Here is a 3,769-nt window from a genome sequence, read left to right as displayed (position 1 = left end):
GCGTTACCGAGCATGCAGCAGGCCAGACCGAGCAGAGGCCGGCTGTGCCGCCGGACGAGAACAGCGAAGGCGTCCTCGTCCCCCTCGGCAGCCCACACAGCCAGCAGTCGATCCGGCAGGTCGCCTCCCAGAGGTGAAGAACCGGTCCGTTCGATCATGCCGCTCCTGCTCATGGTTCAGGACAATCGCATACCCACCCCCTTACATGTGATGCACATCACATCGAACGCTCGTGAGAAGTCTGCCGCCCCGCATGTCCAACCTTTCGACGGGCACCACGCCGGTGTCCGACCGACCGATCGAGGCGACCGCCATGACGGACAACATCACCAGCGTCGGGGCGGACCGCCGACCCGATGCGGGCGTGAGCGCGCTGAAGGGCCGTACCGGAGCCGGAGCTCCGGCCGAGACCCGGGGGAAGACCACCATCGCGGACGGCGTAGTGGCCAAGATCGCGGGCATGGCCGCCCGCGAGGTACCGGGCATCCACAACCTCGGGGCGGGCATGGCCCGCGCCTTCGGCGCCATGCGGGAACGCGTCCCCGGCGGAGGCGGCAGCGTCACACAAGGGGTGAAGGTCGAGGTCGGCGAGCGGCAGGCCGCCGTGGACCTGGACGTCGTCGTCGAGTACGGCGTCTCCATCGTCGACGTCGCCGGCGACGTGCGCACCAACGTGATCAGCGCTGTGGAGCGGATGACGGGACTGGAGGTCGTCGAGGTGAACATCGCCGTCGACGACGTCCACCTTCCCGACGAGGAGGAAGAGTCCGAAACGGACGAGGGCCGCGTTAGGTGATCCGCCGTGACCACCGCCGCGTCCCGGCGTAAGCGGCTGATCACGCGGATGACGCTCGCGAGACGGGTGAGTGCATCATGAACACAGCGACCACGGGCCTCGCGGCGGGGATGGCCCTGGGCTTCGCCGGTTACTTCGGCGGCTTCTGGGCATTTCTGCTGGTTCTGGTCCTGGGGGCGGCGGGGCTGATCGTCGGCCTCGTCGCCCAGGGCGACCTCGACCTCCACGCACGGAGGCGACGGTGAGGACCCTGCCCGGCGCCCCACCTCCCGGCGAAGGATCCGGCCCATCGGCGCGGGCCGCCGGCCTGCCGCCTCCGGCCGAACGGGGCGCCACCGTCATCCCGGACAGGGTGGTCGCCCGTATCGCCACCCAAGCCGCACGCACGGCCCAGTCCCGTCGCGCCGCCCTCCCGCCCGGCCCGAGCGGACCGGCGGCACCCAGCGCCTCCGCCGCAGTCCGGAGCGGATCGGTGCGCCTCCACCTGACCATGGAACTGCCCTACCCCACCGACATCCCCCATGTCTGCGAGCGGATCCAGCAGGACGTCGCCGAACAGGTGGCTCAGCTGACCGGCTTGCGGGTGGGAGAGGTCACCCTCACCGTCCGACGGCTGGTGGCCACCTCCGGCGCGAACCGGGGGCGGGTCCTGTGACCAGCCACCCGGCCCGCACCACCGGGCCCACCACGCAGGAAGGAGGACCGGAATGACACCCGACCCGGACCCTCCCGCCCGCGACTCCGCGCCATCCCCGCGCCGTGCAGCGGTCCCGATGACGAAAGAGCCCCAGGAGCCGAGGGAGCCCACAGAGCCCGGTCCGCCCGAACACCACACGCCTTCGCCGAACCTGACTGCCGGCGAGCGCGACAGAGGGCACCGGACCCACCGTCCGTGGTCCGCGCGCCGCATTCCGGCCGCGCTGGTCGCCTCGGTGACCCTCGTGGCGGCGGTCGGAGCGCTGGCCGACGTCGTCGCCGTACGGGCGGGACGCCCCGCGGCAGCCTGGCGACGGCACCTGACCGACGCCCTGGCCACCCGCCCCGTGGACGACGTGTGGATGCTCACGGGAGCCGCCGTGGCCGCCGCCGTCGGCATCTGGCTGATCGTCCTGGCCCTCACCCCTGGCCTACGCCACTGGCTGCCCCTGCGCTCCCCCGCGCCCGGGCTGCGCGCCTCCCTGGACCGCGATGGCACCGCCGCTCTGCTGCGCGACGCCGCCATGCGAGTACCCGGGGTCAGCAAGGCCCGCATCCGGGTGCGCCGCCACCGCGTCAAAGCCCGCGCCGACGTCCGCTTCCGCGACCCTCAACAGGTGAAGGACGACCTCACCGCCGTCCTCGACGAGGAGCGCCACCGGCTCACCCTCGCCCGCCCTCCCCGCATCGTCGTACGGGTGCGGCAACGCACCAACTGACCGGAGAACCCAGACCCGGAGCCACACCATGACGCCGCGACCCGTACTCAACCGCAGTCTGCTGGCCCTTGCCGGACTGGTCCTGCTCGGCGGCGGCCTGCTGATCCTCTTCGCCGGGTTCGGCGTCTACCGGCGACACGATCTGGTCCCGCCCGTCGGCTGGCCCCTGACCACCCCGGACGACGTCCTGCTCGGCTCCGCCGACCGGGCTCGCTGGAGCAGCCAGGGCTGGTGGTGGTGGCCCGCCGTCATCGCCGCCCTCGCCCTCGTCGCCCTGCTCGCCCTGGGGTGGCTGCTCGCCGAACTGCGCCGACGCCACCCCGGAGCGCTGTCCGTCGGCGGCACACCCCCGCAGGAAGGCGTCGAACTGCGCGACCGAGCGCTCAGCGACGCGATCGCCGCCGAAGCCGGTGCCCTGCCGGGGGTTGAGCATGCGGCCGTACGCATCACTGGCCGGCCTGCCGATCCGCGCACCCGCGTCAGGCTCACCCTCACCCCTCAGAGGGCACCCGGCGCCGCCCTCGATGCCCTCTGCGAAGGCCCGCTCCGAACCGCCCACCGGTCCACTGGCATCCCTGACATACCCACGGAGGTCCGCCTACAGGTCGCCCGCCACAAACCACACCGCGCAGAGTAAGGAGGAGACGGACCATTCCCGTGTCCACGCCCTTGCGGTCTTTCGCAGTTCACAGCGGAAGCGGCACTGCCCCCCAAGGAAGAAATCATGATCATCCTGGGCATCATTCTGCTCGTCGTCGGCTTCGTCACCGGGATAGCCATCCTGTGGACCATCGGGATCATCCTGGCGGTCGTCGGAGCCATCCTGTGGGTCCTCGGCGCGATGGGGCACGCCGTCGCAGGACGACGCCACTACTGGTGAACCCCGTCCACGGCGGTCCGGGCTGGACCCTGTCCTGGTCCAACGCCGGACACCCACCACTACTCCCCCGCACCTCCGACGCGCGCGCCACCCCTCACGGAACGCGACGTCCTCCAGCACCAAGGCTTCTGACGTTCCACCGCACCGAGCACCGGCTCGAAAGCCCCTCCGCTCGCCCCTGCTGCTCTATACCGGCGGGCTCATCGAGCGTCCCGACCACAGCATCGACGCCGCCATCACGACACCAAAGCAGGGTCTCAACTCCGGCGTTGTGCAAGGCGCCCCCAGACTGCGCAGCGTGTGTTCTGACGGACCAGGACCCGGGGCAAGGCGTGCAGAGGAGCCAGGATCCGGTCTCCGGCCACGAGCGGTTCCGATTCGGACGGGCCACAGAGCCAGCCCACTCACGGCGGGTGGCCGCGCGGATATCCGCCCCAGCACGGGGACGAACTGCGGGCTGTCCGCGGCCTGTCCCGCGGTCAACACGAACGCCAGCGGGCGGCACTTCCGGTCGGCGGCCAGGTGGACCTTGCTGGTCTGCCCGCCCCGCGGCCGGCCTTCCTCGTGCCGGGCCGGGCGGCGTCCTAGTGCCGCATCAGGCAACGTTCGCCCTGTGATGAGGCGTCACTGTATTGCTGCGCTGGGCGGTACCGGACCGTCAGAATGATCACGTGGCTG

The 3,769-nt window shown here is 71.4% G+C and carries 6 protein-coding genes and 1 pseudogene; 6 read left to right on the top strand and 1 reads right to left on the bottom strand.

Going from position 1 to position 3,769, the window contains the following annotated elements; genetic code table 11:
* Positions 1-313: 313 nt before the first annotated feature.
* The 6 genes from ACWC91_RS41300 (at position 314) to ACWC91_RS41275 (ending at position 3,091) form a co-directional block, all read left to right on the top strand.
* Positions 314-796, top strand: coding sequence for an Asp23/Gls24 family envelope stress response protein (locus ACWC91_RS41300; RefSeq protein ID WP_450644941.1), 483 nt, complete (start codon positions 314-316; stop codon positions 794-796).
* Between the two features lie 77 nt (positions 797-873).
* Complete coding sequence (locus tag ACWC91_RS41295; RefSeq protein ID WP_376608209.1) at positions 874-1,041, top strand: hypothetical protein; 168 nt, start codon at positions 874-876, stop codon at positions 1,039-1,041.
* Complete coding sequence (locus ACWC91_RS41290) at positions 1,038-1,451, top strand: Asp23/Gls24 family envelope stress response protein (RefSeq protein WP_450644937.1); 414 nt, start codon at positions 1,038-1,040, stop codon at positions 1,449-1,451. The genes ACWC91_RS41295 and ACWC91_RS41290 overlap by 4 nt, the downstream gene beginning before the upstream one ends.
* Positions 1,452-1,569: 118 nt before the next feature.
* On the top strand, positions 1,570-2,211 hold the full coding sequence (locus ACWC91_RS41285) for a DUF6286 domain-containing protein (protein ID WP_450644939.1): 642 nt from the start codon (positions 1,570-1,572) through the stop codon (positions 2,209-2,211).
* A gap of 28 nt (positions 2,212-2,239) precedes the next feature.
* Positions 2,240-2,848 carry an Asp23/Gls24 family envelope stress response protein gene (locus ACWC91_RS41280; RefSeq protein WP_390827810.1) on the top strand — a complete coding sequence of 203 codons (609 nt, stop codon included), beginning with the start codon at positions 2,240-2,242 and terminating at the stop codon, positions 2,846-2,848.
* Between the two features lie 87 nt (positions 2,849-2,935).
* Complete coding sequence (locus tag ACWC91_RS41275) at positions 2,936-3,091, top strand: DUF6131 family protein (RefSeq protein ID WP_365429353.1); 156 nt, start codon at positions 2,936-2,938, stop codon at positions 3,089-3,091.
* Between the two features lie 408 nt (positions 3,092-3,499).
* Here ACWC91_RS41275 and ACWC91_RS41270 read toward each other — a convergent pair.
* Positions 3,500-3,649: pseudogene (locus ACWC91_RS41270) on the bottom strand (IS5/IS1182 family transposase); the annotation flags it as partial.
* Positions 3,650-3,769 lie beyond the last annotated feature (120 nt).

It is taken from the genome of Streptomyces sp. NPDC001204 (assembly GCF_053598035.1).
This window is presented reverse-complemented; position numbering and strand designations above follow the sequence as displayed.

Coding starts and splice junctions, on each gene's coding strand:
- ACWC91_RS41300 (WP_450644941.1), top strand. CDS start 314: ATGACGGACAACATCACCAGCGTCGGGGCGGACCGCCGACCCGATGCG.
- ACWC91_RS41295 (WP_376608209.1), top strand. CDS start 874: ATGAACACAGCGACCACGGGCCTCGCGGCGGGGATGGCCCTGGGCTTC.
- ACWC91_RS41285 (WP_450644939.1), top strand. CDS start 1,570: ATGACGAAAGAGCCCCAGGAGCCGAGGGAGCCCACAGAGCCCGGTCCG.
- ACWC91_RS41280 (WP_390827810.1), top strand. CDS start 2,240: ATGACGCCGCGACCCGTACTCAACCGCAGTCTGCTGGCCCTTGCCGGA.
- ACWC91_RS41275 (WP_365429353.1), top strand. CDS start 2,936: ATGATCATCCTGGGCATCATTCTGCTCGTCGTCGGCTTCGTCACCGGG.